The sequence below is a fragment of the Comamonas fluminis genome, from assembly GCF_019186805.1.
Lineage (GTDB): Bacteria > Pseudomonadota > Gammaproteobacteria > Burkholderiales > Burkholderiaceae_C > Comamonas > Comamonas fluminis.
In genome coordinates this window covers 2,530,453-2,556,814 of the sequence record NZ_CP066783.1, presented here as the reverse complement: position 1 = coordinate 2,556,814, position 26,362 = coordinate 2,530,453, and the positions used below count along the sequence as shown (strand labels likewise).

20 protein-coding genes are annotated in these 26,362 nt (G+C 59.1%); 9 read left to right on the top strand and 11 right to left on the bottom strand.

Annotation, left to right across the window (positions count from 1 at the left end; all coding sequences use genetic code 11):
* Positions 1 to 54: 54 nt before the first annotated feature.
* Entirely contained in the window at positions 55 to 819 is a 765-nt protein-coding gene (locus JDW18_RS12035) for a PP2C family protein-serine/threonine phosphatase (RefSeq protein ID WP_218239700.1), read from the bottom strand.
* A 90-nt stretch (positions 820 to 909) separates the two neighbouring features.
* Here JDW18_RS12035 and yoaA point away from each other — a divergent pair, with 90 nt between their 5' ends.
* Positions 910 to 2,958, top strand: coding sequence for a DNA repair helicase YoaA (gene yoaA, locus JDW18_RS12030; protein ID WP_218239699.1), 2,049 nt, complete (start codon positions 910 to 912; stop codon positions 2,956 to 2,958).
* A 106-nt stretch (positions 2,959 to 3,064) separates the two neighbouring features.
* On the opposite strand, the gene JDW18_RS12025 is transcribed toward yoaA, so the two are convergent.
* Positions 3,065 to 3,859, bottom strand: coding sequence for an outer membrane protein assembly factor BamD (locus tag JDW18_RS12025; RefSeq protein WP_218239698.1), 795 nt, complete (start codon positions 3,857 to 3,859; stop codon positions 3,065 to 3,067).
* 229 nt (positions 3,860 to 4,088) lie between these two features.
* On the opposite strand from JDW18_RS12025, the gene dnaE reads away from it, so the two are divergent.
* The 3 genes from dnaE to clpA all read left to right on the top strand — a co-directional run bounded on the left by dnaE (position 4,089) and on the right by clpA (position 10,574).
* Positions 4,089 to 7,622 (top strand): DNA polymerase III subunit alpha, encoded by a 3,534-nt coding sequence (gene dnaE / locus JDW18_RS12020; RefSeq protein ID WP_218239697.1) that lies wholly within the window; start codon positions 4,089 to 4,091, stop codon positions 7,620 to 7,622.
* A gap of 192 nt (positions 7,623 to 7,814) precedes the next feature.
* The gene (gene clpS / locus JDW18_RS12015) at positions 7,815 to 8,183 is read left to right on the top strand and encodes an ATP-dependent Clp protease adapter ClpS (protein ID WP_218239696.1); all 369 of its coding nucleotides are present in this window, start codon (positions 7,815 to 7,817) and stop codon (positions 8,181 to 8,183) included.
* 63 nt (positions 8,184 to 8,246) lie between these two features.
* Positions 8,247 to 10,574 (top strand): ATP-dependent Clp protease ATP-binding subunit ClpA, encoded by a 2,328-nt coding sequence (clpA, locus tag JDW18_RS12010; protein WP_218239695.1) that lies wholly within the window; start codon positions 8,247 to 8,249, stop codon positions 10,572 to 10,574.
* 237 nt (positions 10,575 to 10,811) lie between these two features.
* Here the strand turns inward: clpA and JDW18_RS12005 are convergent, their stop codons facing one another.
* From JDW18_RS12005 to cyoA, 8 genes are all read right to left on the bottom strand, one after another.
* Positions 10,812 to 11,765, bottom strand: a complete 954-nt coding sequence (locus JDW18_RS12005) for a bifunctional helix-turn-helix transcriptional regulator/GNAT family N-acetyltransferase (RefSeq protein ID WP_218239694.1) — start codon at positions 11,763 to 11,765, stop codon at positions 10,812 to 10,814.
* A gap of 320 nt (positions 11,766 to 12,085) precedes the next feature.
* A complete protein-coding gene (locus JDW18_RS12000; protein ID WP_218239693.1) occupies positions 12,086 to 12,622 on the bottom strand; it encodes a response regulator transcription factor in 537 nt (178 codons plus the stop codon).
* Between the two features lie 13 nt (positions 12,623 to 12,635).
* The gene (locus JDW18_RS11995; RefSeq protein WP_218239692.1) at positions 12,636 to 13,937 is read right to left on the bottom strand and encodes an ATP-binding protein; all 1,302 of its coding nucleotides are present in this window, start codon (positions 13,935 to 13,937) and stop codon (positions 12,636 to 12,638) included.
* 148 nt (positions 13,938 to 14,085) lie between these two features.
* The gene (locus JDW18_RS11990) at positions 14,086 to 14,871 is read right to left on the bottom strand and encodes an SURF1 family protein (protein ID WP_218239691.1); all 786 of its coding nucleotides are present in this window, start codon (positions 14,869 to 14,871) and stop codon (positions 14,086 to 14,088) included.
* 8 nt (positions 14,872 to 14,879) lie between these two features.
* On the bottom strand, positions 14,880 to 15,305 hold the full coding sequence (gene cyoD, locus JDW18_RS11985) for a cytochrome o ubiquinol oxidase subunit IV (RefSeq protein ID WP_218239690.1): 426 nt from the start codon (positions 15,303 to 15,305) through the stop codon (positions 14,880 to 14,882).
* Entirely contained in the window at positions 15,306 to 15,938 is a 633-nt protein-coding gene (cyoC, locus tag JDW18_RS11980; protein ID WP_218239689.1) for a cytochrome o ubiquinol oxidase subunit III, read from the bottom strand.
* Positions 15,931 to 17,937 (bottom strand): cytochrome o ubiquinol oxidase subunit I, encoded by a 2,007-nt coding sequence (gene cyoB / locus JDW18_RS11975; protein WP_218239688.1) that lies wholly within the window; start codon positions 17,935 to 17,937, stop codon positions 15,931 to 15,933. Before cyoB ends, cyoC begins: the two co-directional genes overlap by 8 nt.
* A 62-nt stretch (positions 17,938 to 17,999) precedes the next feature.
* On the bottom strand, positions 18,000 to 19,055 hold the full coding sequence (gene cyoA, locus JDW18_RS11970; RefSeq protein WP_218239687.1) for a ubiquinol oxidase subunit II: 1,056 nt from the start codon (positions 19,053 to 19,055) through the stop codon (positions 18,000 to 18,002).
* 339 nt (positions 19,056 to 19,394) lie between these two features.
* Between cyoA and JDW18_RS11965 the strand changes: the two genes are divergently transcribed.
* Positions 19,395 to 20,735 carry an MFS transporter gene (locus JDW18_RS11965; RefSeq protein WP_218239686.1) on the top strand — a complete coding sequence of 447 codons (1,341 nt, stop codon included), beginning with the start codon at positions 19,395 to 19,397 and terminating at the stop codon, positions 20,733 to 20,735.
* Positions 20,736 to 20,794: 59 nt separating this feature from the next.
* Here the strand turns inward: JDW18_RS11965 and JDW18_RS11960 are convergent, their stop codons facing one another.
* Positions 20,795 to 21,733 carry a helix-turn-helix domain-containing protein gene (locus JDW18_RS11960; RefSeq protein WP_218239685.1) on the bottom strand — a complete coding sequence of 313 codons (939 nt, stop codon included), beginning with the start codon at positions 21,731 to 21,733 and terminating at the stop codon, positions 20,795 to 20,797.
* A gap of 157 nt (positions 21,734 to 21,890) precedes the next feature.
* Here JDW18_RS11960 and JDW18_RS11955 point away from each other — a divergent pair, with 157 nt between their 5' ends.
* From JDW18_RS11955 to JDW18_RS11940, 4 genes are all read left to right on the top strand, one after another.
* Positions 21,891 to 22,727, top strand: coding sequence for an SDR family NAD(P)-dependent oxidoreductase (locus JDW18_RS11955; protein WP_218243875.1), 837 nt, complete (start codon positions 21,891 to 21,893; stop codon positions 22,725 to 22,727).
* 68 nt (positions 22,728 to 22,795) lie between these two features.
* Positions 22,796 to 24,562, top strand: a complete 1,767-nt coding sequence (locus tag JDW18_RS11950) for an FAD-dependent oxidoreductase (RefSeq protein ID WP_218239684.1) — start codon at positions 22,796 to 22,798, stop codon at positions 24,560 to 24,562.
* On the top strand, positions 24,559 to 24,894 hold the full coding sequence (locus JDW18_RS11945) for an NIPSNAP family protein (protein WP_218239683.1): 336 nt from the start codon (positions 24,559 to 24,561) through the stop codon (positions 24,892 to 24,894). The genes JDW18_RS11950 and JDW18_RS11945 overlap by 4 nt, the downstream gene beginning before the upstream one ends.
* 73 nt (positions 24,895 to 24,967) lie before the next feature.
* Positions 24,968 to 26,356: an MFS transporter gene (locus tag JDW18_RS11940; protein WP_218239682.1), complete on the top strand. Its 1,389-nt coding sequence runs from the start codon at positions 24,968 to 24,970 to the stop codon at positions 26,354 to 26,356.
* Positions 26,357 to 26,362 lie beyond the last annotated feature (6 nt).

Below are 26,362 nucleotides of genomic sequence, written 5' to 3'. Positions count from 1 at the left end.
AATTGCTGCTGACGCAATCCTATCAAGGGCTTGCGTCTTTTTTTGTGCAATCAGTCAGTTGGCGGCTGCAGCTTCGAGCTTGAGAATGGCCAGCGACAGATTGTCACCGCCGCCATTGGAGCGCAGGCGCGCTTTTTCGATCAGAAACTGCGAGGCTTCGCGTGGAGAGAGCGCCTCCAGCACAGCCCCCAGCTCCTGGGCGGTGAAGTAGTGCCAGACGCCGTCCGAGCAGGCCATCAGGCTGTCACCGGGCTGGAGCTTGGCGATGACATGGTGCTCCATCGGCGGAGCTGTGGCGGCACCCAGACAGCCCAGCAAAATATTGGACTGGGGGTGGTTCTGAGCCTGCTCGTCAGTGATGTCGCCACGGTCAACCAGTGCCTGCACATAGGAGTGGTCCTTGCTGCGATGCATTTGCTGCTGGCCGTGAAAGTGATACAGCCGCGAGTCGCCCGAATGCATGAAGTGGCAGACACCGTCGGGCAAAACAACAAACGCAGCGATGGTGCTGTGCGGCTCTTGCTCCGCAGCAATGGCCGTGAGCCGGATGACGGTGTGCGCATCCTGCACAATGGTGCGCAGCATGCGGGCGCAGTCTTCATGGGCAGGCTCGAATCGCTCGAACAGCTGGCGTGCAGTCAGCATGACCTGGTCTGAGGCCTTGCGGCCGCCGCTGCGTCCGCCCATGCCATCCGCCACCACACCCAGAATGCAGCCTTTGGCATAAGGGTGGGCCATCAGCAGGACCTGGTCTTGCTGGTACTCCCGGTCTCCACGGTGAATGCCTGTGGCAGCCTGGATACGGTAGTTGGGTGACATGTAAAGCTTGTAATACGTGTATCTGTAAGTCCCGTATTTTATCGCCCGCCGGTCGGTGCGCTGTGTGGGACTGGAAAGTGAAAAATCGTCTTGAGTCAATTGTCGGACGCGGTGGCAGCCGCTTTTTCCCCGGATGGTGCACTGTCTGTGGCCGAACCTGCGTTTCACCCGCGAGCCGGGCAGACGCAGATGGCCATGGCCGTGGCTCAGGCGATTGAAGACGGCGCTGTGCTGGTGGCGCAGGCTGGCACCGGTGTGGGCAAGACCTATGCCTATCTGGTGCCTGCGCTCTACAGTGGCCAGCGCGTGCTGGTCTCTACGGCGACCAAGGCGCTGCAGGATCAGCTGTTTGCCCGCGATCTCCCGCGTCTGGTGCATGGCCTGGGCTTGCCGCTGCGCATGGCGCGGCTCAAGGGGCGCTCGGCCTACCTGTGCCTTGAGCGGCTGGATCGGGTGCGCCAGGGCCGTACCGCGCCGCAAGATCCGCAGGTGCTGCGCCAGGTAGCTGATGTGGAGCGCTGGGCCAGAATCACCACCACCGGCGACATGGCAGAGATGACAGCGCTGGATGAGCGCTCTGCTGTCGTGCCGCTGGTGACATCGACCCGTGACAACTGCGTGGGCTCGGACTGCCCGCACTGGCAAGGCTGTCACGTCAACCAGGCACGCCAGCAGGCGCTGCAGGCCGATGTGGTGGTTATCAACCATCACCTGCTGTTTGCCGATCTGGACGTGCGGGACTCCGGCATGGCGCAACTGCTGCCCAGCACGGGTGTAGTGGTGGTGGATGAGGCCCATCAGCTCAACGACACGGGCGTGCAGTTCGCGGGCGATGCGCTATCGAGCCAGCAACTGATTGGCTACGCCCGGGATGCGCTTCGCGTGACCCAGGAACATGCGCGTGGCATGGCCGACTGGCTGGTGCTGTGCGCCACGCTGGAGCAGGCCGTGCGCGAGCTGCGCCTGCAGGCCGGCGATATTCCCGCGGGCGGGCGGCTGCCCTGGCCGGCCGTCACGCCGCAGGGGCTGGATGCCGCGCTGTGGCGGGCGGCGCTGGTGAGGCTGGGCCAGAGCCTGCGGGCCTTGCTCCTGCCGCTGGCAGCCATGGAGGCCATGGCCGCTGATTTGCAGCGTCTGTACGAACGCGGCAGTGAGCTGCTGACCCGGCTGGCCCGCTTTGCCGGGGCAGCCGATGAAGACTCGGTGCGCTGGCTGGAAGTGGGGCGGCTGCATTTGCGCATGCTGGAGTCGCCACTGTCGATTGCCCGCATCATGCGCGAGCGGCTGCTGCGTCGCAATGTGGGGGAAGATGAAGAAATAGATAGCGATCAGCGAAATGCCCATGAGCGCAAGAGCTGGATTTTTACCTCAGCCACTTTGGGCAGCGATGCACAGCTGAGCTGGTTTACCGAGCCCTGCGGCCTGCGCGGTGCCAGGGTGCTGACGGTGGACAGCCCCTTTGACTACCCCAGTCACGCCGGGCTGTATGTGCCGCATCCTTTTGTTGCTGCAGGCAGCGCCCAGCACAGCCAGCAGGTGGCGCAACTGGTGCTGGATGCAGCCCAGCGCATAGGCGGGCGCACTCTGGTGCTGACCACCACGCTCAGGGCCTTGCAGGCCATCAGCGAAGCCCTGCGCGCCTCTCTGGGGCTGTTCACCGAACTCGATGTTCTGGTGCAAGGGGAAGCGCCCAAGCTGGCGCTGGTCGAGCGCTTCATGGTCGCAGGCTCGGTGCGCTCTCAGCGCGGCGCCATTCTGGTGGCGTCAGCCACTTTCTGGGAAGGGGTCGATTTGCCCGGGGACGTGCTGCAACTGGTAGTCATCGACAAGCTGCCATTTCCGCCGCCGGACGACCCTCTGGTGGAAGCGCGCTCCAGACGTCTGGAATCTGTGGGCAGAACTGCGTTTCACGATTACATGCTGCCCGAGGCAGCCATGGCGCTCAAGCAAGGGGCGGGCCGTTTGATTCGCAGTGAAACCGACAGGGGAGTGCTGGTGGTCTGCGATACACGCCTGATCAGCATGAGCTATGGCGCAGAGCTGGTGGCCGCATTGCCCCCGATGCGGCTGCTGGGCGGGCAGCCAGCGTTTGAGCAAGCCCTTGATGATCTTGCCCAAGGCAGAGGGCCAGGGGCTTGAGAGACTGCAATTTCAGAGGCTTGAAACACCGAGGGCTGCAAGTTCCTCGCGATGGGAAAGCTTGCAGCCCTCAAACATCAGGCGCCGCAAGAGCGCTTGGTGTTTCTTACCAGAGCTTCCACCAGGACTTTTTCTCTTCCTTGCTGTACTTCAGCTCAGAGTTATTGGCGTAGGTGGTCTCCAGCACGCGCTGGGCATCGTCACGCAGCTGGGTCATGCCCAGTGCGTCATAGGACTTGACCAGCACCACCATGGCGTCGCGCACGGCGGGTACGTTCTGGTAGTCCTTGATGGCGGCTTGCGAGCGTGCAATGGCCGCCACATAGGCGCCGCGGCTGTAGTAGTACTTGGCCACGTGAACTTCGTACTGGGCCAGCGAGTTCACGATGTACTGCATGCGCTGGCGGGAGTCTTCAGCGTATTTCGATTCGGGAAAGCGCGTAACCAGCTCGCGGAACGACTCAAACGAATCCTTGGCGGCCTTCTGGTCACGCTCGGACAAGTCCTGGCGGGTCAGCCAGCCGAACATGCCCAGGTTGTCGTTGAAGTTGGTCAGGCCTTTGAGGTACAGGGCGTAATCCATGGCGGGGCTGGCGGGGTGCAGCTTCATGAAGCGGTCCAGCGTGGCCAGAGCCTGCACTTTTTCACCACCCTTGTACTGGGCATAGGCTTTTTCCAGCTGGGCCTGCTGGGCCAGAGGCGTACCGGCGGCACGGCCTTCCAGCTTTTCAAACAGTGGCACGGCCTTGTCGTAGGCGCCGGAAGAGGATTCGTCACGCGCTTCGGTGTAGATGCGATCGGGTGTCCACTTTGCCGTTGGGTCGTCCTTGGTGCTGGAGCAGCCTGCCAGGGCAGCGGCAACTAACACGGCAGGAACTAGAGTCAGTGAAATACGCGGCATGGTGGACAGTTTTCTGACAAACATTGGCTGGAAGTAGAACAGGCCGGTCAGGCACTGTGAGAGGGCGTAAAACCTACACCATACACCAGCACAATGGGGGACCGGAAGCAAGGCATTGTAATGGGCTGATGTTGCTGCGCGTCGTCACTTGGGCCAGTCTTTACCGTTTGAGCCAATTGCAGAGTCATTGAGCGGGCAGGGGCGAGTCGCTCTTTCTACAATAGCGCCCATGTTTGTCCACCTGCGCCTGCACACAGAATTTTCCGTCGTTGACGGAACCAACCGCGTCAATGCCCTGATCAAGGCTGCCGCCGAAGACGGGCAGGTGGCGATGGCCATCACTGACTTCAACAACCTTTTTGGCGGTATCAAGTTCTACCGCGAAGGTCGCGCCAAGGGCGTCAAGCCCGTATTGGGCGCCGAAATCGTCATGGAGGGCGTGGGAGACGCGCCTGCCTCGCGCATCATCGTGCTTGTGCAAAGCAAGCTTGGCTATCACAACATCGCCGAGCTGCTGGCCCGTGGCTGGACGCGCGGCGTGGTCAAGGACCAGGCGCAGCACAAGTGGGAATGGCTGCAGGAGCTGGGCGAGGGGCTTATCGTGCTCTCCGGCGCGCAGGCCGGCCCTGTGGGTATTGCCCTGACCCGTGGTGATGAAAAGGGCGCTGCCGAGATTGCCCAGCGCCTAGCCACCATGTTCCCGCACCGCTTCTATATCGAGCTGCAGCGCTGTGGCCGCGCCGATGATGAGTCGCATGTGACGGCTGCCGTCAAGCTGGCCAGCCGCCTGAATCTGCCCGTGGTGGCCACGCACCCCATCCAGTTCTTCAAGCCGGACGACTACGAATCACACGAGGCGCGGGTCTGCATTGCCGAGGGCGAAATCCTTGGCAACGCCAAGCGCGTGCGCAAATTCACGCGCGATCAGCACTTCAAGACCGCTGCCGAGATGGAGCAGCTGTTTGCCGACATTCCCAGCGCCATTGAAAACACGGTGGAAATTGCCCGCCGTTGTAGCCTGACGCTGGTGCTGGGCAACCCGCAACTGCCCAACTTCCCTGTGCCCGATGGCATGACTATGGACGAGTTCTTCCGCCATGAGTCCTACCACGGCCTGGATGAGCGCCTGACTCACCTGTATCCCGATGCGGCCAAGCGCGAGGCTGAGCGTCCGCGCTATGTGGAGCGGCTGGAGTTCGAGCTCAACACCATCATGCAGATGGGTTTCCCGGGCTACTTCCTGATCGTGTCGGACTTTATTAAATGGGCCAAGGGCAATGGCTGCCCGGTGGGCCCGGGCCGTGGCTCGGGCGCTGGCTCGCTGGTGGCCTATGTGCTCAAGGTGACCGACCTTGATCCGCTGGAATACAACCTGCTGTTCGAGCGCTTTCTGAACCCGGAACGCGTTTCCATGCCTGACTTTGACGTGGACTTCTGTCAGCAGAACCGCGACCGGGTGATTGAGTACGTCAAGCAGCGTTATGGCCGCGATGCGGTGAGCCAGATTGCGACCTTCGGCACCATGGCGGCGCGCGCCGCCATCCGCGACGTGGGCCGCGTGCTGGACATGAGCTATACGTTTTGCGACGGCATCTCCAAGCTGATCCCGAACAAGCCGGGTCTGCACGTCACGCTCAAGTACCCGCCCAATCCGCCCAAGGAAGGCGATAAATACACCTACGCCATCAAGGAAGAGCCGATTCTGGCCGAGCGCATTGAGCGCGAGGAAGACGTCAAGACCCTGATCGAGATGGCGCAAAGCCTGGAGGGTATGACCCGCAATATCGGCATGCACGCCGGTGGTGTGGTGATTGCGCCGGGCAAGCTGGCTGATTTCTGCCCGCTGTATCAGCAGCCCGGCAGTACCTCAGCCGTGGCCATGTATGACAAGGACGACGTGGAAGCCGTCGGCCTAGTGAAGTTCGACTTCTTGGGCCTTGCCACGCTGACGATTCTGGAAATTGCGCGCGAATTCATCATGAAGCGCCACAAGGGCCAGGAGAACTTCCAGTTTGAGAACATTCCGCTGGACGACTATCCGACCTACAAGCTGTTCCAGGAAGGCAAGACCGAAGCCGTCTTCCAGTTTGAATCGCGCGGCATGCAGCAGATGCTCAAGGAAGCCAAGCCCTCGCGCCTAGAAGACCTGATTGCCCTGAACGCTCTGTACCGTCCCGGCCCCATGGACCTGATTCCCACCTTTATTGCCCGTAAACACGGCAAGGAGGTGGTGGAATACCCGCATCCGTTGGTGGAACCCGTGCTGTCCGAGACCTACGGCATCATGGTCTATCAGGAGCAGGTGATGCAGACCGCCCAGGTGCTGGGCGGTTACTCGCTGGGCGGCGCCGACTTGCTGCGCCGCGCCATGGGCAAGAAAAAAGTCGAGGAAATGGCCAAGCACCGGATGATCTTCCGGGAAGGCGCGGCCAAGAACGGGCTGGACGAAGCCAAGGCCGACGAAGTTTTCGACTTGATGGAAAAGTTCGCGGGCTACGGCTTCAACAAGTCGCACGCGGCGGCCTACTCGTTGCTGGCCTATCACACGGGCTGGCTCAAGGTTCACTACACGGCAGAGTTCTACTGCGGCAATATGACCGTGGAAATGGACAACACCGACAAGCTCAAGGTGCTGTACGAAGACGCGCTCAAGCAGGGCATCACTTTCGAGATGCCCGATGTGAACCGCGGCGTGCACCGTTTTGAGCCGGTGACCGATAAAGTCATACGTTATGGCCTTGGAGCCATTAAGGGGACAGGGCAGGCTGCTATCGAAGCGATAGTGGCTGCGCGTAACGGCGAGGGCACGGGTCCCAACGGCCATGAAAAAGGCCCGTTCAAGAGCCTGTTTGACTTCTGTCTGCGCGTGGATCGCAGCAAGCTCAACAAACGCACGGTGGAAGCGCTCATCAAGGGTGGTGCGTTCGACAACATCGACATGAACCGCGCCTCGCTGCTGGCCACGCTGGATACCGCGTTTGGCTTTGCGGCAACCTCGATTGCCAATGCCGACCAGGGCGGTCTGTTCGACATGATGGGCGACGATGCCCTGGGCTCCAGCACGGCAGAGCCACCCATGGCCGATGTACTGCCCTGGGGCGTGAAGGAAAAGCTGACGCTGGAAAAGACGGCCATTGGCTTTTACCTGACCGGGCACCTGTTCGATGAGGTGGAAACCGAGGTGCGGCGCTTTGTGCGCACGCCCATTGGCGAGATGCGCGACAGCCGCGAGCCCCAGGTCATGGCAGGCATCATCAGCGGGCTGCGCACCATCAACGGCCAGCGCGGCAAGCTCAGTATTTTTGCGCTGGACGATAAATCGGCCACGATTGAAGCCTCCATCGACGAAAAAACCATGGCCCTTTGCGCGGATGTGCTCAAGGAAGACGAATTTGTCGTCGTTTCAGGCCGTCTGCAGCCCGATCGCTTCAGCGGCGGCCTGCGCATGAAGGTGCAGCAGGCGTGGAGTCTGGCCGATGCACGCTGCCGCTTTGCCCGCTATCTGCAGGTCAGCGTGGGCGAACACATGCCCGATGTGCCGGCGCTGCTGCGCCAGTTCCCGGCCAAGGTGGAAGAAACCGAGAACGGCAATATTCACCACGGTGTGAAGGTGCGGCTGGATCTGATCTGCCGCGACCAGCGCGGCTCGGCCAGCTGCGAGCTGGCGCTGGGCGAGAGCAGCCGCTTCTACCCCTCAGACGCCGCGCTGGCGGCCTGGTTTGGCTCGGTCGGCTCGGGCCAGGTCAAGGTGGTTTACGACTGATGAATGGCGCGGTGTGCGTGCCGCGCAAATCCCTGAAGCGCTCGCTACTTAATTTCATAGCGGCGAGCGCTTTATTTATCAGGGTTTGACCGTGGTTTTTGGCCTAAGTCATTGATTCCGCACAACAGGGCTTGAAATCCTTAACAATGCTATGCATATGCCAGCGCAAAAACAGCGCAATGGCTCGCTAGAATGGATTTCATGGCTACCCAACCCCCTTCAATTCCTCCGGTTCCACCAGCGATCAGCAATCCGCCTGACGGTGGTGATTCCGTGGTGCTGGAGCGCCGCCGTCAGCGCCTTGTGCCGCCGCGCATGTACCAGGTCGTGATGCTCAACGATGACTTCACGCCCATGGAGTTTGTGATCGCCGTGCTGCAGGAGCTTTTCGGTAAAGACCGTGAGTCCGCCACCCAGATCATGCTCAAGATCCACCTCGATGGTCGCGGTGTCTGCGGTGTGTATTCGCAGGACGTGGCGGCCACCAAGGTCGAGCAGGTGCTGCAGGCCGCACAAAAAGCAGGCCATCCGCTGCAGGCGACATTTGAGCCTGTTGAATAAGCGCCAGTCGCCCCAAGATTAGTTAGCAGTGAGTCAAACCAAGCAAGCCGAAAGGAGTCGCACATGATCGCTCAGGAACTGGAAGTCAGCTTGCACATGGCGTTTGTCGAGGCCCGGCAGCAGCGCCACGAGTTCATTACCGTGGAGCATCTGCTGCTGGCCTTGCTGGACAACCCCAGTGCAGCCGAGGTGCTGCGCGCATGCGCGGCCAATATCGACGATTTGCGTGCATCGCTGTCCAACTTCATCAAGGACAACACCCCGCAGGTCGAGGGCACCGAAGAGGTGGATACACAGCCCACGCTGGGTTTCCAGCGTGTGATTCAACGCGCCATCATGCATGTGCAGTCCACAGGCAATGGCAAAAAAGAGGTGACGGGCGCGAATGTGCTGGTCGCCATCTTTGGTGAAAAAGATTCCCATGCCGTGTACTACCTGCACCAGCAGGGCGTGACGCGCCTGGATGTGGTCAATTTCATCGCCCACGGCATCAAAAAGGGTGAGCCTCCAGAGCCCGCCAAGTCCGAAGCCCCTTCGGAAGGTGAAGAGGGCGCTGGTGGTGAGCGTGGAAACGAAAAAGCCTCGCCACTGGAGCAGTTCACGCTCAACCTGAACGTGGCCGCCAAGGAAGGCAAGATCGATCCGCTGATTGGGCGCGAATACGAAGTCGAGCGCACGATTCAGATCCTGTGCCGCCGCCGCAAGAACAACCCGCTGCTGGTGGGCGAAGCTGGCGTGGGCAAGACCGCGATTGCTGAGGGTCTGGCATGGCGCATCACCGAAGGCACGGTGCCCGATGTGCTCAAGGACGGCGTGGTTTACTCGCTGGACATGGGCGCGCTGCTGGCGGGTACCAAGTACCGTGGTGATTTCGAGCAGCGCCTCAAAGGCGTGCTCAAGTCCCTCAAGGACAAGCCGCACGCGATTTTGTTCATCGACGAAATCCACACGCTGATCGGCGCTGGTGCTGCTTCTGGCGGCACGCTGGATGCGTCCAACCTCTTGAAGCCTGCGCTGTCCAGCGGTCAGCTGCGCTGCATTGGTGCAACCACCTTCACGGAATACCGTGGCATCTTCGAAAAAGACGCGGCCTTGTCGCGTCGTTTCCAGAAGGTGGATGTGGTTGAGCCTACCGTGGCCGAGACTGTGGACATCCTCAAGGGCCTGAAGTCGCGCTTTGAAGAGCACCACGCCATCAAGTACGAGCAGGAAGCCCTGCAGGCAGCGGCGGAGCTGTCGGCCAAGTACATCAACGACCGTCACCTGCCCGACAAGGCGATTGACGTGATCGACGAAGCCGGTGCTGCCCAGCGCATTGCCCCTGAGGACAAGCGCAAGGAAGCCATTGGCAAGGCCGAGATCGAAGCCATTGTGGCCAAGATTGCGCGCATTCCGCCTGCCAACGTCAGCAACGACGACCGCAGCAAGCTGCAGACGCTGGAGCGTGATTTGAAGAGCGTGGTCTTCGGTCAGGACAAGGCGCTGGAAGTGCTGTCGTCTGCCGTGAAGATGTCGCGCTCGGGTCTGGGCAAGCCAGACAAGCCGATTGGCTCCTTCCTGTTCTCCGGCCCCACGGGCGTCGGCAAGACGGAAGCCGCCAAGCAGCTGGCCTACATCCTGGGTGTGGACCTGATCCGCTTTGACATGTCGGAGTACATGGAACGCCATGCGGTGTCGCGCCTGATTGGTGCGCCTCCCGGCTACGTGGGCTTTGACCAGGGTGGTCTGCTGACCGAAGCTGTGACGAAGAAGCCGCATTCGGTGCTGCTGCTCGACGAAATCGAGAAAGCGCATCCGGACATCTTCAACGTGCTGCTGCAGGTCATGGACCATGGCACGCTGACCGACAACAACGGACGCAAGGCCGACTTCCGCAACGTGATCATCATCATGACCACGAATGCGGGTGCCGAGACCATGAACAAGGCCACCATCGGTTTCACGAACCCCCGTGAGGCGGGTGATGAAATGGGCGACATCAAGCGCCTGTTCACGCCAGAGTTCCGCAACCGTCTGGATGCCATCGTCAGCTTCAAGCCGCTCGATGAACAGATCATTCTGCGCGTGGTCGACAAGTTCCTGCTGCAACTGGAGCAGCAACTGGCCGAGAAGAAGGTGGATGTCACCTTCAGCGACAACCTGCGCAAGCATCTGGCCAAGAAGGGCTTTGACCCGCTGATGGGCGCGCGCCCCATGCAGCGCCTGATTCAGGACACCATCCGCCGCTCGCTGGCTGATGAGCTGCTGTTTGGCCGTCTGGTCAACGGCGGTCGCCTGGAAGTGGACTGGGACGAAGCCGGTAACGAAGGCAAGGGCGATGTCAAGCTCGAGATCACCGAACTGCCCAAGGACCAGCCCAAGGACCAGCCTGAGCAGGCGGTGGCCGATTAAGGCCAAAGACGAAAGTCTTTAACCCCACAAAAAAAACCGGCAGTGGTGACGCTGCCGGTTTTTTTGTCTGCACTTTGCTGGCGATTGCTCTTGTTGCAGGAGCGATAAGCGCTTTCTACACGCCAGATTTAAATGAATTATTTGTGAAATTCAGATGTGGCAAGCGCTGACAGCTATCAATATTGAATAAGACTCGCTTGCTGCATCTTGATGTGTGGGCCATATGAAGCCGTCCCATCAAGCAGGTTGGCACACGCGAACAAATTGCTGCTCTGTGACAGTGCTTCCCCATTGTTCGCCTTGCTCTTCATGCATCAGCTGAAAGCCCGAGGCTTCATACAGCTTGCGTGCTGCATGAAGGCCCTTGAAAGTCCAGAGGTGGACTTCGGCAAACCCTCGGCGATCGCAAAACGCCATCGCTTCGGCCATCATGGCGCGGCCAATGCCGCTGCCTCTGCAGCCGTCGTCCAGCACAAACCAGCGCAGGTGAGCTTTGTTGTCGCCCAGGTCCTGACCGTCGATGGCCAATGAGCCAACGATTCGGCCGTTGAGCATGGCCAGCCACACGCGGTTGCAGGGCTCTTGCAGGCGCCCCGCAAATTCGGCGACGCCTGTAGCAACCTGGCTCTCGAAAAACTGCCCAAACCCTGAATTGGCCGCGTAGAAAGTGGCGTGCATCTCTGTAATGCGCCCCACCATGCCGGGCTGGTATCCGGTGGTCACCGTTACTGCACTTGATGGCTCTGGCGCCTGACTGTTCAGGCGATGCGCCTGTAGCGCGCCCGCGTAGGCAGACAGTCCTTGTGCGACGGCTTGCTGCTGAGAACGGTTGAGGTGTTTGAACGCACTTTGTACCTGTGCCTGCCCAAACGCATGAATGTGCGCCACCGTGGTGCGGCCTTGCCCTGTCAGCCGCAGCAGTTTGATGCGTGCATCGCTGCTGTCTGCTTCTTCGTACAGTTCTCCGGCTGTAATCAGCTTTGCCAGCATGCGGCTGACGCTGGATTTTTCCAGCCCCAGTCGCTGCACAAGCTGTGCCGACGTCATGGTTTCACTGCCATCAACTTCCAGCAGCGCATGTACTGCAGATGCAGAGTAATTCGTGGAGGCAAGCGTTGGCTGCATAAAGCCCAGCTCTCTCACCAGCAAGCGAGAGGCATTTCGGATGGAATCAACTTCGGAAGTCGTCATGGCAGATACATGAAAGCAGGATGGTTGCATGATACAACTATAAAGTTGTATGCTGCAACCAATTGCTTTATGCATCGCGTTTTTGTCGTGAAATCAAGCCTCCCCGAGGGGGCGGGGGCTGTGATTTTTGCGCGCTTGTTTGTCAGGGGAATGTCGCCCGCAGCAATTTCGCTGGTGAGTGCTGGCGCTGCTCTTGCTTATGAAGCAGCTTGCGTAAGCGATCTAAGGTTTTCAGGTGCTTTTGCAGAGAAAGCCAAGGAGACCTATGCGCTGACTGCTATGAAAATAATGAAAGCAGTAAGGCGTTACCGTCTCAGGCCTTATTTGACCTGGCGTTTTTCCAGCTTGCGTGCCAGGGTTCTGCGGTGCATGCCCAGGCGGCGTGCGGCCTCAGAGATGTTGAAGCCGGTTTCGGCCAGCGTTTCGTGGATATGTTCCCACTCCAGTGTTTTGATGGAGGTGGTCTGGTTGCTGACTTCCACATCGGTGCGGCCCTCGATGCGGCCAAATGCGGCTTCGATGTCGTCAGTGTTGGAGGGTTTGGCCAGATAGTGGCAGGCGCCGAGTTTGACGGCTTCGACGGCGGTGGCAATGCTGGCGTAGCCGGTCAGCACGACGATCAGGGCTTCAGGGTTTTGCTGGTGCAGCATCTGCACGCAGTTCAGGCCCGAGGCATTGCCCGCGAGCTTGAGGTCCATCACCGCATACTGGGGCTGGTGGTGCAGCAGCAGAGAATGCACATCTTCACCGCTGACGGCATGCAGCACGCGGTAGCCGCGGCGCTCAAAAGAGCGCTTGAGGGTTCGGGCAAAGGCTGCATCGTCTTCGACGAGCAGCAGTAGTCGTTCTTCTTGCATGCAAACAAACGGTTCAAATCGCCATGGCGGCCTGCGGCAGCCGGACTTCGACCAGCGCGCCGCCGCCTTGGTGGGCGGGCAGATTGCGGGCCTGAACCTGACCGTTGAGTGCGCGCACCACGTTCATCACCAGAAACAGGCCCAGACCACGGCCGGGGCGCTCTTGCTTGGTGGAGACATGGCACTGGCCCAGTTGCTGCAGCACGGCAGGATCAAAGCCGGGGCCATGATCGCGCACTTGCAGCAGCACTTGCTGGGCATCGCTGCTCAGGCTCAGCTCCACCCAGTCCGGTGAGGCTTCCAGTGCATTGTCCAGCAAATTACAAATCATTTGCTGCAGCGCAGTATCTGAGAGCATGGCGAAATCGTCCACGCCCTGGTTGTTGAGGGCGAAGTGAACCACGCTGTGGTGCGATTGCCAGTGGCTGACGATGCCTTGGACAAAGCTCACAAAGGTAGTGCTTTCTGCACCTTCGGCCCGGGTTTCTCCGGCTGAGAGCAGCACCCCGGAGACGATGGATTTGCAGCGCAGCAACTGGCGCTGCATCTCATGCAGGTCTTCGCGCAGGTCTTCATCCTGCATCAGGGCGGGCATATGCTGCCAGTCGCCCAGAATGACGGACATGGTGGCCATGGGCGTTCCCAGCTCATGGGCCGCACCGGTGGCCAACAGGCCCAGGCGCACGATGTGTTCTTCATCGCTGGCGCGCTGGCGCATGTCCGAGAGGCGGGTGTCGCGGCGGCGCATATTGTCCACAATGCGGGTCAAAAATACGATGGTCAGAATGCTGGTCAGCGCAAAGCTGATGAGCACGCCCACCACATAAAGGCTGGGCAGGCCTTCCTGGCTATGAAACTGTACATGCAGCGGCTGGTGAAACAGCGTCAGGCCAATCACGCCGACAAACGAGGCGGCCACCACGCACCAAGTGTAGTGGGGGCGCAGCAGCACGGCGCTCAAGATGCCTTGCAGCAGATACAGGTAAATAAAGGGGTTGCTGGCGCCGCCGCTGAGATAGAGCTGAATCGTCAGGGCCAGCACATCGGCCAGTAGCGCAAAGAACAGGCTGCGCGAGGTGACGCGCCGGTGCAGGCCCTGGCTCCAGTAGATGTAGGCCAGATTGGTGGCGACCAGTGCCACCAGCACCAGAGCCATGGGCAGCAAGGGCAGGGTGATATGAAAACCATAGTGCACCAGCGAGATGGTGACGACCTGACCCACCACGGCGATCCAGCGCAGCTGAATCAGCAGCTGCATGTTCTGCCGTTCGGTCAGGCGCTGTACGCGGAACAGGGAATCAGAATTTTTGCTCACCCTGCAATTGTCCTTGACTCATCAACTGCCTGAGGCATTGGGGCTATGCGCTTTTGGTGTAGGCGGGCAGGGCTGTGCTTGAGTGGAGATAAAAAAAGCGCCCTTGAAAGGGCGCTTCATGGTCACAAATGGACAAAGCTCGGTGGCTTCAGTCCTGCTTGCTCAGGGCTTTGTCATGGCGGCGAACCAGCCATGCTGCACCTAAAACCATAGCTGCAAGCCCGTACCAGGTAAGGGCGTAGACCAGATGGCTGTTAGAGAACTTGATGACGGTCATGCCGGGGCGCAGTACATCGGCGCCGAAGGCGTCCTTGGTATAGGCGGGGTTGCCAGCAGGCACGCCCTGGTCGATGAAGTAGGGCGCGGCATGGCTCAGGCCCATGGACTGGGACATGGCTGCCACATCGCGCGAGAACCACTGGCCATTGCCCGCATCGTTCTTGCGCAGAAAGCCGCCGCCGGGCTCGCTCATGCGCATCAGGCCAATGACGTTTACCGTCTCGGTGGAAGGCGTGGATTCGGCAACCTGCTTGAGCCAGGTACTGCGCAGGTTTTCGGGGGTAAAGCCGCGGTTGATCAGAATCTGCGATCCATCGGCCTGCTGCAGCGGGGTCATGACCCAGAAACCGGCACCGGCTTCGGTCAGAGCCTTGCTCAGTACGGTTTGCTTGTCCAGCCATACGCCCTGGGCGCTGACGGGCAGGTATTCGTAGCTGGCAGCATTGATCTGTGGCCATTGCCCGGAGGCTGGTGCGGGTGTGGGGGCGGTATGCACGCGCTGGTCCACACGCTCGATCAGATCAAGCTTCCAGGCGCGGCGCTGGACTTGCCAGGTGCCCAGAGTCATAAACCCTAAAAACAAGGCGATGCCCACTATCGCGAGCATCGCCTTGGCGAAGGGAGAGCGCTGCCGCGCAGCGCTCTGGTTCTTCATGGGGTCAGTCAAGGTGTAACAACTGCAGGAGCAGTGTGACCAGCATGATCGGCCTGACTGGCAGGCTGGTGCATCTCATGACCGGGCATCATGTTGGTGTTCATGTGGAACATGACCCACAAGGTGCCGGAGATCGCAATCGCCAGGAAGATGACGGTGAAGATGGTGGACAGCATGGTCCAGCCGCCTTGAATCTTGCCGTTCATGTGCAGGAAGTACACCATGTGCACCACCACTTGAACAATGGCAAACAGGCCCAGAACCAGCACAGCCGTGCTGCGGTCCGTGATCACATTGTTCATGACCAGGTAGAAGGGGATGGCAGTCAGGATGACGGCCAGGATGAAGCCCTTCACATAGTCACCCATGGTGACGTGGAGGTCGTCGTGATCGTGATGATCGTCGTGACCAGCGTGGATATCGTGTGCGCTCATTTACAGCACCCCCATCAGATACACAAAGGTGAACACACCGATCCAGACCACGTCCAAGAAGTGCCAGAACATGGACAGGCAGTTGATACGGCGCACGTTCTCATTGATCAGGCCGTGCTTCTTGATCTGAATCATCAGGGTGATGAGCCAGATCAGACCGAAGGTCACGTGGATACCGTGGGTGCCCACCAGTGTGAAGAAGGACGACAGGAAGGCGCTGCTCTGAGGCGTTGCACCTTCGTGGATCAGGTGGTGGAATTCATACAGTTCCACAGCCAGGAAGGCTGCGCCCAGCAGGCCGGTGATGGCCAGCCACAGCAGAGTGCCGTTCACGTTCTTCTTTTGCTTTTGCAGCATGGCAAAGCCGAAGGTGATGGATGACATCAGCAGGAAGGCCGTGTTGATGGCCACCAGCGACAGATCAAACAGATCCTTGCCGGAAGGACCACCTGCATAGTTGCGACCCAGTACGCCATAGGTGGCGAACAGGGCTGCAAAGATCAGGCAGTCGCTCATCAGGTAGAGCCAGAAGCCCAGCGAGGTGCCGTTTTCTGGGTGGGGCTCGTGCGCGAGGTGGTACTCGCGTGGAGCCAGGGCGGCCGCGCCGCCAGCGTTGATATGTGTATTAGACATGGGCTGCTGCAAGCTGCTTGGTGCGTGCTGCTTCCGTTGCTGCCACGTCGGCTGCAGGGATGTAGTAGTCACGCTTGTAGTTGAAGGTATGAATGATCGAAGCCAGGATGGTCGCGGCGAACGAAGCGATCGCCAGAGGCCACATGTGCCAGATCAGCGCAAAACCCAGAACGGTGGACAGGCCGCCGATCACCACGCCAGCGCCAGTGTTGGCAGGCATGTGGATGGGCTCGAAACCGGTCAGCGGACGCTGATAGCCGTGTTTCTTCATGTCAGTCCAGGCGTCAATTTCGTGCACCACGGGGGTGAAAGCGAAGTTGTACTGGGGAGGAGGAGAGGAGGTGGCCCATTCCAGGGTACGGCCTTCCCATGGGTCGCCAGTTTCGTCACGCAGTTCGTTGCGCTTCCAGATGGACACGCCCAGCTGGATGAAGAAGCAGCCGATACCCGCAGCAATCAGGGCAGCGCCGCAGGCAGCAACGATGAACCAGATTTGCAGAGAAGGATCGTCAAAGTGGTTGGCACGACGAGTCACGCCCATCAGACCCAGGATGTACAGGGGAGTGAAGGCAACCCAGAAACCGACCAGCCAGAACCAGAAGGAAGCCTTGCCCCAGAACTCGTTCAGGCGGAAGCCGAAAGCCTTGGGGAACCAGTAGTTGATACCGGCAAACACGGCAAACACCACGCCACCAATAATCACGTTGTGGAAGTGGGCGATCAGGAACAGCGAGTTGTGCAGCACAAAGTCTGCGGGAGGAACGGCCAGCAGCACGCCGGTCATACCGCCAATGGCGAAGGTCACCATGAAGCCGATCGTCCACAGCATAGGCACTGTGAAGCGGATGCGGCCACGGTACATGGTGAACAGCCAGTTGAAGATCTTCGCTCCAGTAGGAATCGAGATGATCATCGTGGTGATACCGAAGAAGGTATTCACGCTGGCACCCGAGCCCATGGTGAAGAAGTGGTGCAGCCACACCAGGTAGGACAGGATTGTGATACACACGGTGGCGTAAACCATCGAGGTGTAACCGAACAGACGCTTGCGGCTGAACGTTGCCACGATTTCGGAGAACACACCGAAGCAAGGCAGGATCAGGATGTAAACCTCAGGGTGACCCCAGATCCAGATCAGGTTCACGTACAACATCGGGTTGCCGCCGAAGTCGTTCGAGAAGAAGTGCGTACCCAGATAGCGGTCCAGCGACATCAGCACCAGAGCGGCGGTCAGCACAGGGAAGGAAGCCACAATCAGGGCGTTGGTGCACAGAGCAGTCCATGTGAAGACGGGCATCTTCATCAGGTTCATGCCAGGAGCGCGCATCTTGATGATGGTCACGATCAGGTTGATACCCGATAGCGTGGTGCCGACACCTGCGACCTGCAGGCCCCAGATGTAGTAGTCAAGACCGGTTCCAGGATTCTGGTGCCCCAGGTTGGACAGAGCCAGCCAGCCGGAGGTGGAGAACTCGCCCAGGAACAGGGAGATCATCACCAGCACGGCGCCGCCTGTGGTCATCCAGAAGCTGAAGTTGTTCAGGAACGGGAAGGACACGTCACGTGCGCCGATCTGCAGAGGAACCAGGTAGTTCATCAGGCCGGTCACGAAAGGCATGGCCACAAAGAAGATCATGATCACGCCGTGGGCGGTGAAGATCTGGTCGTAGTGGTGAGGAGGCAGATAGCCCATGCTGTCGCCAAAGGCCATGGACTGCTGCAGACGCATCATCACGGCATCCGCGAAGCCGCGCAGGAACATGACCAGACCGAGGATCATGTACATGATGCCGATCTTCTTGTGGTCGATGGACGTAATCCAGTCGCGCCACAGCGGGCCCCACAGGCGGAACTTGGTGATGCCGCCCATGACGACGAGGCCACCGAGCACCACGGCAATAAAGGTCATGAGCACGATGGGCTCATGCGTCATGGGAATCTGATCCCATGTGATGCGGCCCAACAGCCAGTGGGCGGCCGGGGTTGTTGTTTCAGACATGTTGAGTCTCTTTTGTCGTATTGGAGCGGTAGAGCCAGAGGCTCACCCGCGCCGTGAACTACTTATTGCTGTGCGACAGCTCCGGAGGTGGCGACTTCGTCGAGCAAAGCGACAACGCGGTCAGCATCTTTCGATGTGCAGACGTCCATCGGCAGGATCGCGCTGGAGGCCTTGCTGTGGTGTGCAGGAGCCTTGCCGCCAGCAGCGTCAATGGCCATCATTTCGTTCATGCACATCTTGCCGTCTTCCACGCAGCGGTTCAGAACCTTGCTGTACAGGCCTTCGTCCACAGTGGCGAAACGCTCGACAGGGTTACGCTCGCTGGGCTTGGCCAGGTCGAGGTACGCATCGCGAGTCAGGGCCTTGCCTTCGGTCTTGGCCTTGGCAACCCACTGGTCAAACTGATCGTTTTCCAGGCCATGGAACTTGAAGGTCATGCCTGCAAAACCAGCGCCGCTGTAGTGGGAGGACTTGCCGCCATACACACCGGGCTTGTTGATCACTGCGTTCAGTTCAGTCTGCATGCCGGGCATGGTGTAGATCATGCCTGCCAGGTCAGGAACGTAGAACGCGTTCATGGTGTGGCTGGAAGTCAGCTTGAAGTGAATAGGGCGGTCCACCGGGGCAGCCACTTCGTTAACCGTCGCAATACCTTGCTCGGGGTAGAAGAACAGCCACTTCCAGTCCAGCGACACGGCTTGAATCTCCAGAGGCTTGACGTTGGGGTCCAGCGCCTTGGTCGAGGAGATGCGGTCCAGGGGACGATAGGGGTCCAGCTTGTGGGTGCTGATCCAGGTGATGGCACCCAGGGCAATGATGATGAGCAGAGGCACCGTCCAGATCACCAGTTCCAGCGCTGTGGAGTGATGCCATTCGGGGTCGTACTTGGCTTCGGTGTTGGACTGGCGGTATTTCCAGGCAAACAGCAGCGTCAAAAAGATGACGGGGACGATGATGAGCAGCATCAGCAAAGTGGCCGTAACGACCAGATCGCCTTGTTGCTTGGCAATATCGCCAGCCGGGTTGAGAACGACAGCCTTGCTGCAACCAGCGAGGCTTGCGGTCAACGCGGCCGCAGTGAGCCACGCGGGCCCACGGATTTCCTTGATTTTTAACATGCTTTGGGCGTGACAAAGTCTCGCTTAGGTGTAAACGCGGATTACTGGATCTCGTCAAATGTAATACCAACTTAACATTTGTCCATTGGACATTTTGTCCAAGGTCAAGGTCTTTGAAGGTGAAATCCGCTATGTGACAAGGGCTTAGCGTTGTCGGAAGCTTGCCTGAAGAAGCGTGAGAAAGCTCTTGTAAAAGATAGAAGATGCCCCACAGAGCCTGGCGCATCAGCCTGTTGCCGACATCCCTGAGGGCAAAAACTCTATTGCAGCTGCACATGCTTGGGCGTAGAACAGAACTGTCCAAGGGACAAGACAAGTAAGACAAGGAGCTGTATCTATATGAGTAGCATGAACCCATCCGTTGGTCTTACTCCGCAAGACTATGACAACTCGGAAAAGCTGGCCTATGCAAACACCGATGAGGATGTCACTCCTGGTGAAATTGCGGTTGGTGTGATCATTGGTCGCTCGTCCGAGTACTTTGACTTCTTCGTGTTCGGCATCGCCTGCGTGCTGGTGTTTCCGACCCTTCTTTTCCCCTACCTCTCGAAGCTGGATGGAACGCTGGCGGCTTTCGCTATCTTCTCTTTAGCCTTTGTGGCGCGGCCTGTGGGCACCGCGCTGTCCATGGCCGTGCAGCGGCGCTGGGGCCGCGCAACCAAGCTGACCCTGGCCCTGCTGCTGCTGGGCGTCTGCACGGTGGGCATGACCTTTTTGCCCAGTTACGAGGCGGCTGGCATGAAGGCCGTCTGGGCGCTGGTGATTTTGCGCGTGGGGCAGGGCTTGGCACTGGGCGGAACCTGGGACGGCCTGCCATCGCTGCTGGCCATGTCTGCACCCAAGGACAAGCGAGGCTGGTATTCGATGATCGGCCAGCTGGGCGCGCCGCTGGGCTTCATCATTGCCGCAGCCATCTTTGCGTACCTCTATTCCAGTCTGACTGCCGATCAGTTTCTAAGCTGGGGCTGGCGCTATCCGTTCTGTGTGGCATTTGCTATCAATGTAGTAGCTTTGTTCGCGCGTCTTCGCTTGGTGGTGGGGCAATCCTATACACAGCTGCTGCAGGAAAAAGAACTGGAGCCCATCAGCGTGACCAGCCTGGTGCGTGATGAGGGCCGCAATGTGATGATCGGTGCCTTTGCTGCACTGGCCAGCTTTGCGCTGTTCCATTTGGTAACGGTTTTCCCTCTGTCCTGGATCTCTATGTACTCCGACCAGTCCATGACGGATGTGCTGGTGGTGCAGATCATTGGGGCAATCTTGGCGGGTGCGGCCATCATGCTCTCGGGCTGGCTGGCTGATCGCGTGGGCCGCCGCAACACACTGGGCACCATGGCTTGCCTGATTGGTATCTTTAGCTTCCTGGCGCCCTGGCTGCTGGGTAGTGGCACGGTGGGCAACAATGTGTTCATCATTGTGGGCTTCATCCTGCTGGGTCTGTCTTACGGTCAGGCTTCGGGCACGGTGACTTCCAACTTCTCGGCGCACTACCGCTATACCGGTGCAGCGCTTTCCACCGATATGGCCTGGCTGATTGGTGCAGCCTTTGCGCCGCTGGTGGCTCTGGGGGTGTCTGCCAAGTTCGGTCTGGTCGCTCTGGGCATCTACCTGCTGTCCGGTGCGCTGTGCACTCTGGCGGCTCTGGGCATCAACCGCGCCATTGAGGCACGCGATCAGTAATCCATCGCTCTTTGCGCAAAACGCCCGGCTTGCCCGGGCGTTTTTGTATGCGGAAAGACTTATTGCGTCGAGCGAAGGCGTTCAAGCTCCTGGTCTCGAAAGGACAGAGGGCTCAGGCCTGTGTGCTTGCGAAAGAAGCGCCCGAAGTAGCTCTCGTCCTCGAAGCCAAGGCCATCTGCAATTTGCTTGATGCTGGAGTTGGTGTAGATCAGCTCTCGCTGCGCTTCAACCAGGACACGCTCGTTGATGAGTGCATTGCTGGATTTTCCCAGGCTTTCCTGCGTCAGCCGAGTCAACTGGCCAGCGCTGATTCCCAACTGCTCTGCGTATTGACTCACGCCCCAGCGGTGGCGCATGTGTTCGTCGATGAGATCTCTGAACCTTTCCAGTTGCAGGGCTTTGCGTGATTGTGCGGGCCATGTGGACGGTTCCAGTGTCTCGTTCAACCTTGCAATTTGCACCAGTAGCGCAGTAATCAGCGAGAGGCCTGCGGCAACTTGGCCGGGTGCAGCCAGTCGCCATTCACGCTCGATGCTCAGAAAGATGGGCATTAGTCCATCGGAATATCGGCCTTGCTCTGGCAGGTTGATGGCCAGCGGTTTACGCAAGGTATTGAGCAACTCGGGCATGACGATTTGTGCCATGGCCTCCAGTGGCTTCTGGGCAGCGGTCACAACCACTCCGTTGACCTGGGGCTTGAAGTCAAAGCCATGAACGCGTCCGGCTGGGGCGACAACCAGAGCCGGTGCGCGCAAAGGCCAGTGAACGTCTTCGAGCAGGGTGGAACCGTGCCCCTCGGTGAGCATCAGAATCTGGATCAGTGACTGGTGCTCATGCGGGTCTATTTCCCAACCGTAAAGAGGGGAACGCTCGGGAATCCACTCGAAATTGAACATATTGCTGCCGCCAGCAGGTGCGTTGTCTCCATACAGCGCGTAGTTGGGGATGCGGCGAGAGCGTTGGCGTTTGGGTGTGTGTTCGTTGGAGTGCGCTGGCATGCGTGAAATGTCCTAACTCATGCACGAAATGTCTTTTGGGGATTGCCCTTGTATCGATCGTAATGCATGAAATGTCCTATTTGTTGCTCCATTTGTGAAATGAAAGTTTTTGATTTGGATTAAACAATGCGGCTCTTCGAATTCAAGGAGGGTCGCAATGACAACCGAAATTGCTTGCGCTCAATGGCTGCAGCTGCAGCACAAGGTGTGCGTGGTCACGGGGGCCGCCAGTGGTATTGGCCTGGCAATCGCTGAGGAGCTGGCCCGACATGGTGCGCGCCTGGTGCTGCTTGACAGGAATGCAGAGCTGCTCAACCGGGCTGTGGAGGGCTTTAGCGCGCGCGGTATCAAGGCAAGCGCTGTCGCATGCGATACCACCAGTGAAGCTCAACTGGTTGCTGCTGCAGAGAAGGTTCAACAGGAGCAAGGGGCGGCGCAGGTCTTGATTAACTGCGCGGGAATACTGCGTGCAGGCGCGCTCGACAGCATGAGCCTGGACGACTGGAACGAGGTGCTGTCAGTCAACCTCAGCGCGTATTGGCTTTGTTCCAAGGCCTTTGGTGAACAGCTTCGCTCTCATGCAACGGCTGGAGGGGCTGGCGTGGTTCACGTTGCATCTATTGCCGCACATTTTCCGCAGGCCTATAGCGGGGCATACAGCGCAGCGAAGGCGGGGGTCTGTTTGCTCTCTCGCCAGATCGCAATCGAATGGGGAGCCGATGGCGTTCGCAGCAATGTCATCAGCCCCGGAATGATCCGCACGCCGTTGAGTGCCGGCATTTATTCGCACCCAGGGATCGAGCTGGCTCGCGCGCACATGACGGCCAGCGGTCGAGTCGGAGAGCCAGAAGACATTGCGCAGGTGGCGGCTTTTCTGGCCAGCCCAAGGGCGGGCTATGTCAACGCTGCCGAACTCGTTGTGGATGGAGGCATGTCGGCCAAGTTGATGGACATGGTCCCCCGGCCGGGCTTTTCTCCAGCAGGCGTGAGCTGAGCTATTGCGGGATCTGGATTGCCGCTCATCAGGCAAGCGAAGAACTCTGAGAAATACAAGGAAACAAGATGAACAATCAAAACAAGCCAGTCGAGCAGCAGGAGTACGACCTGATCGTCGTGGGTTCAGGCGCAGGTGGACTTTCAACGGCCGTAGTGGCGCGCAAACGTGGCCTCAAGGTCATCGTCCTGGAAAAGGCCGATGTCTTTGGTGGCACAACTGCATTTTCGGGAGGCGTGCTGTGGATTCCGGGCAACCCTGTGTCTGCGCGCTCGGGTATCAAGCACAGCGCTGAAGAGGCCGAGCGCTATCTGCGCAATGAGGCTGGCAGTTTCTATAACGATGCTGCTGTTCAGGAATTCCTGAGCAATGGACCCAGGATGGTGGAATTTTTTGAGCGTGAAACCTCGGTCAAGTTTCTGCCTACGCTGTATCCGGACTATCACCCCACAGTGCCGGGTGGTGTGGATATCGGACGCTCGATTTTGGCTGCACCTTTTGACATCCGTGGCCTGGGCAAGGATATGGCGCGTCTGCGTCCGCCACTGGAAACCATCACCTTTATCGGCATGATGTTTAACTCCTCCAATGCCGACCTCAAGCATTTTTTCCAGGCGACCAAGTCTCTGAAGTCGGCCATGTATGTAGCCAAGCGCTTGGCTCTGCATATCAAGGAGCTGGCGCTATACCGCCGAGGCATTAACGTGACTAGCGGCAATGCGCTTGCGGCACGTCTGGCCAAGTCAGCGCTGGATCTGGACATTCCGATTCTCACCAGTACTCGGGTGACGCGCTTGCTGCAAGATAACGGACGTATCAGCGGTGTGGTGGCTCTGGGCGCTGATGGCGAACTGCGCCTGACAGCCAAGCAAGGCGTGGTGCTGGCTTGCGGTGGTTTCCCGCAGGATCAGGAGCGTGTGAAGCAGGCCTTCACCCATGTGCGCAATGGCGGCAAGCACTTCTCGCCAGCGCCCAAGGAAAACACTGGCGATGGTAGCCGCATGGCCGAGGCTGTTGGTGGCAAGCTGGATATTCGGTACCCATCGGCAGCAGCGTGGATGCCTGTGTCTCTGGTGCCGCGCAAGGATGGCTCGCACGGTGTCTTTCCGCATCTGCTTGATCGGTACAAGCCCGGCATGATTGGTGTGACTCGCCATGGCAAGCGTTTTTGCAACGAGTCGGAGTCCTATCACGATGTGGGCGCAGCCATGGTCAAGGCTTGCGAGGGCGATAAGGAGACGGCCATGTGGCTGATCTGCGATCAGCCCACCATCGACAAATACGGCCTGGGCTATGCCAAGCCTGCACCACTGCCCAAGGGTGATCTGATCAAGAACGGCTATCTGGTCAAGGGGGCAACGCTGGGCGAGCTGGCGCAGAAAGCCGGTATCGATGCCAAGGGACTGGAAGCCACGGTGCGTGAGTTCAACGAAGGCGCTGCCCAAGGCGAAGATCGCCAGTTTGGCCGCGGTACGACCTCGTTCAATCGCTATCTGGCAGACCCCGAACACAAGCCCAATCCCTGTGTGGCACCGGTTGCCAAGGGGCCCTTCTATGCATTGAAGGTGGTGATGGGGGATCTGGGGACTTTCGACGGCCTGCGCACCACCGTGCAAGGGCAGGTGGTGGCCGATGGTAACCACCCGATTCCAGGCCTGTTTGCCGTGGGCAATGACCGGGCCAGCATCATGGGGGGCAATTACCCCGGCGCGGGCATCACTCTGGGCCCAATCATGACCTTTGGTTATGTCACGGGCAATTACATCGCAGACCAGGCCTCGCAAAAGACAGGTAGCAAGCAACAAAATAAGCAAGCCCAGAAGGAGGCGGCATGAGCGGCCCTTTGATCGATCACCGCATCTACACCATTCAGCCGCGCAAGATGGGGCAGTTTCTGGAGGTCTTTGACCGCCTGGCCATGCCTGTGCTGCTGCAGACCCTGGGTACTCCGGTCGGCTTCTACATGAGCCATGTCGGCCCGCTGAATCAGGTTGTGCATTTGTGGGCCTATGAGGACATGGCGGATTACGAGCGGCGCTGCAACGCACGTGATACGCACCCCGACTTCGCGGCTTACCTGAAGGCCTCTGAAGGTTTGATCGTGGCGCAGGAAGACCGCCTGATCAAACGCATTGATCTGCCCAGCCTGCGTACTGCACAGGCCTGACGCGGAGAAAAACGCATGCCCAAGTCTTGCACGGCTTGGGCATGTTGATTACCGATCCATAAGAGGTTGAAAAATGAAACGAGACAATGCCCTGGACGTGGGCAGGATGATTGACGAGCGTCCCATGGGGAGCTATCAGAAATTGGTGGTGTTTCTGGGCTTTTTGATCATTGCCATGGATGGCTTTGATGTGTCCGTCATCAGCTTTATCGCGCCGCAGTTGCGCAGCAGCTGGGGCATTACGGCGCAGATGCTGGGGCCGGTCATCAGTGCAGCCTTGATCGGGCTGGCGGTAGGCGCAGTCGTGGCAGGCCCGATGGCGGACCGCTTCGGGCGCCGAGGCGTGCTCCTGATCAGTGTGGCTTTTGTTGCGGTTTGGACCATTGCGACGGCTTTTTCGACGTCAGTCACCGAGCTGGTGATTTACCGGTTCTTTGCCGGAATCGGTCTCGGCGCAGCCATGCCCAATACCGGAACGCTGGTTGCAGAGTTTGCCCCCAAGAGACGACGCGCTCTGGTGGTCACGCTGGCATTCACTGGCTTTAGCTTTGGCGCGGCAGGCGGTGGCTTTCTGGCTGCTTGGATGATTCCGGCCTTTGGCTGGCAAAGCGTGGTGCTGGTGGGCGGAGTTTTGCCGCTGATACTGGTGCCGGTGCTGTGGTTGTGGATGCCGGAATCCGTCGGCCATATGATTGTCAAAGGGGCACCCCGGGAGCGAATCGCCAGGGTGGTCAATCGGGTGGCTCCGGGTGTTGCCAATGCCAAGACTCAATTTCTCTGGGAGCAGTCTGAGTCTGCTGAAAAGTCTGGTTCAGCCCAGCAAAGCAACCCGATCAAGATGATTCTCTCAGGGCGCTACCTGTTTGGCACTCTGATGCTTTGGGTGACGTATTTTGTGGGCCTGTTTCTGGTCTATCTGCTGGGTAGCTGGTTGCCTACGCTGGTCAAAGATATTGGTTACACGGTCAGTGAGGCTGCCATTGTGACTTCGCTCTACCAGATCGGCGGCACGACTGGCGCATTGACCATTGGCTACTTCCTTGATCGCGTCAATGGGCACAAGGCCATGGCTCTTATCTATGTGGTGGGGGCTGCCGTGGTCTATCTGCTGGGGCAGTCCTCGCATCAGTTTGCACTGCTGGCTGTGTTTGCCTTTCTTGCTGGTATCTGCATCACTGGAACCAGCGTGGGTACCAGTGCGCTGGCTGCACAGTACTACCCGCTGGAGTCGCGAGCCACTGGCTTGAGCTGGATGCATGGCATGGGGCGCTGGGGTGGCATTCTGAGCGCATTTGCTGGCGCTCAAATGATCAGCTGGGGCTGGAACTTTGAGCATGTGTTCAACTTCCTGATGATTCCCTCATTGGTAGTTGCTGCTGCCTTGGTGGCCAAAGACATGCATGACCGGAAGACAGACACGCAAGCGCAGACAGGGGCATCGTTGAAGACCCGCGCTGGTTGACGCATT

What these genes read in the sequence shown, in the direction of transcription:
- JDW18_RS11955 (WP_218243875.1), top strand. Translation starts at nt 21,891, where the DNA reads ATGACAACCGAAATTGCTTGCGCTCAATGGCTGCAGCTGCAGCACAAG.
- clpS (WP_218239696.1), top strand. Translation starts at nt 7,815, where the DNA reads ATGGATTTCATGGCTACCCAACCCCCTTCAATTCCTCCGGTTCCACCA.
- dnaE (WP_218239697.1), top strand. Translation starts at nt 4,089, where the DNA reads ATGTTTGTCCACCTGCGCCTGCACACAGAATTTTCCGTCGTTGACGGA.
- JDW18_RS11945 (WP_218239683.1), top strand. Translation starts at nt 24,559, where the DNA reads ATGAGCGGCCCTTTGATCGATCACCGCATCTACACCATTCAGCCGCGC.
- cyoD (WP_218239690.1), bottom strand. Translation starts at nt 15,305, where the DNA reads ATGAGCGCACACGATATCCACGCTGGTCACGACGATCATCACGATCAC.
- JDW18_RS11950 (WP_218239684.1), top strand. Translation starts at nt 22,796, where the DNA reads ATGAACAATCAAAACAAGCCAGTCGAGCAGCAGGAGTACGACCTGATC.
- JDW18_RS12025 (WP_218239698.1), bottom strand. Translation starts at nt 3,859, where the DNA reads ATGCCGCGTATTTCACTGACTCTAGTTCCTGCCGTGTTAGTTGCCGCT.
- cyoC (WP_218239689.1), bottom strand. Translation starts at nt 15,938, where the DNA reads ATGTCTAATACACATATCAACGCTGGCGGCGCGGCCGCCCTGGCTCCA.
- clpA (WP_218239695.1), top strand. Translation starts at nt 8,247, where the DNA reads ATGATCGCTCAGGAACTGGAAGTCAGCTTGCACATGGCGTTTGTCGAG.
- JDW18_RS11940 (WP_218239682.1), top strand. Translation starts at nt 24,968, where the DNA reads ATGAAACGAGACAATGCCCTGGACGTGGGCAGGATGATTGACGAGCGT.
- JDW18_RS11965 (WP_218239686.1), top strand. Translation starts at nt 19,395, where the DNA reads ATGAGTAGCATGAACCCATCCGTTGGTCTTACTCCGCAAGACTATGAC.
- cyoB (WP_218239688.1), bottom strand. Translation starts at nt 17,937, where the DNA reads ATGTCTGAAACAACAACCCCGGCCGCCCACTGGCTGTTGGGCCGCATC.
- JDW18_RS12000 (WP_218239693.1), bottom strand. Translation starts at nt 12,622, where the DNA reads ATGCAAGAAGAACGACTACTGCTGCTCGTCGAAGACGATGCAGCCTTT.
- JDW18_RS11990 (WP_218239691.1), bottom strand. Translation starts at nt 14,871, where the DNA reads ATGAAGAACCAGAGCGCTGCGCGGCAGCGCTCTCCCTTCGCCAAGGCG.
- JDW18_RS12035 (WP_218239700.1), bottom strand. Translation starts at nt 819, where the DNA reads ATGTCACCCAACTACCGTATCCAGGCTGCCACAGGCATTCACCGTGGA.
- JDW18_RS12005 (WP_218239694.1), bottom strand. Translation starts at nt 11,765, where the DNA reads ATGACGACTTCCGAAGTTGATTCCATCCGAAATGCCTCTCGCTTGCTG.
- cyoA (WP_218239687.1), bottom strand. Translation starts at nt 19,055, where the DNA reads ATGTTAAAAATCAAGGAAATCCGTGGGCCCGCGTGGCTCACTGCGGCC.
- JDW18_RS11960 (WP_218239685.1), bottom strand. Translation starts at nt 21,733, where the DNA reads ATGCCAGCGCACTCCAACGAACACACACCCAAACGCCAACGCTCTCGC.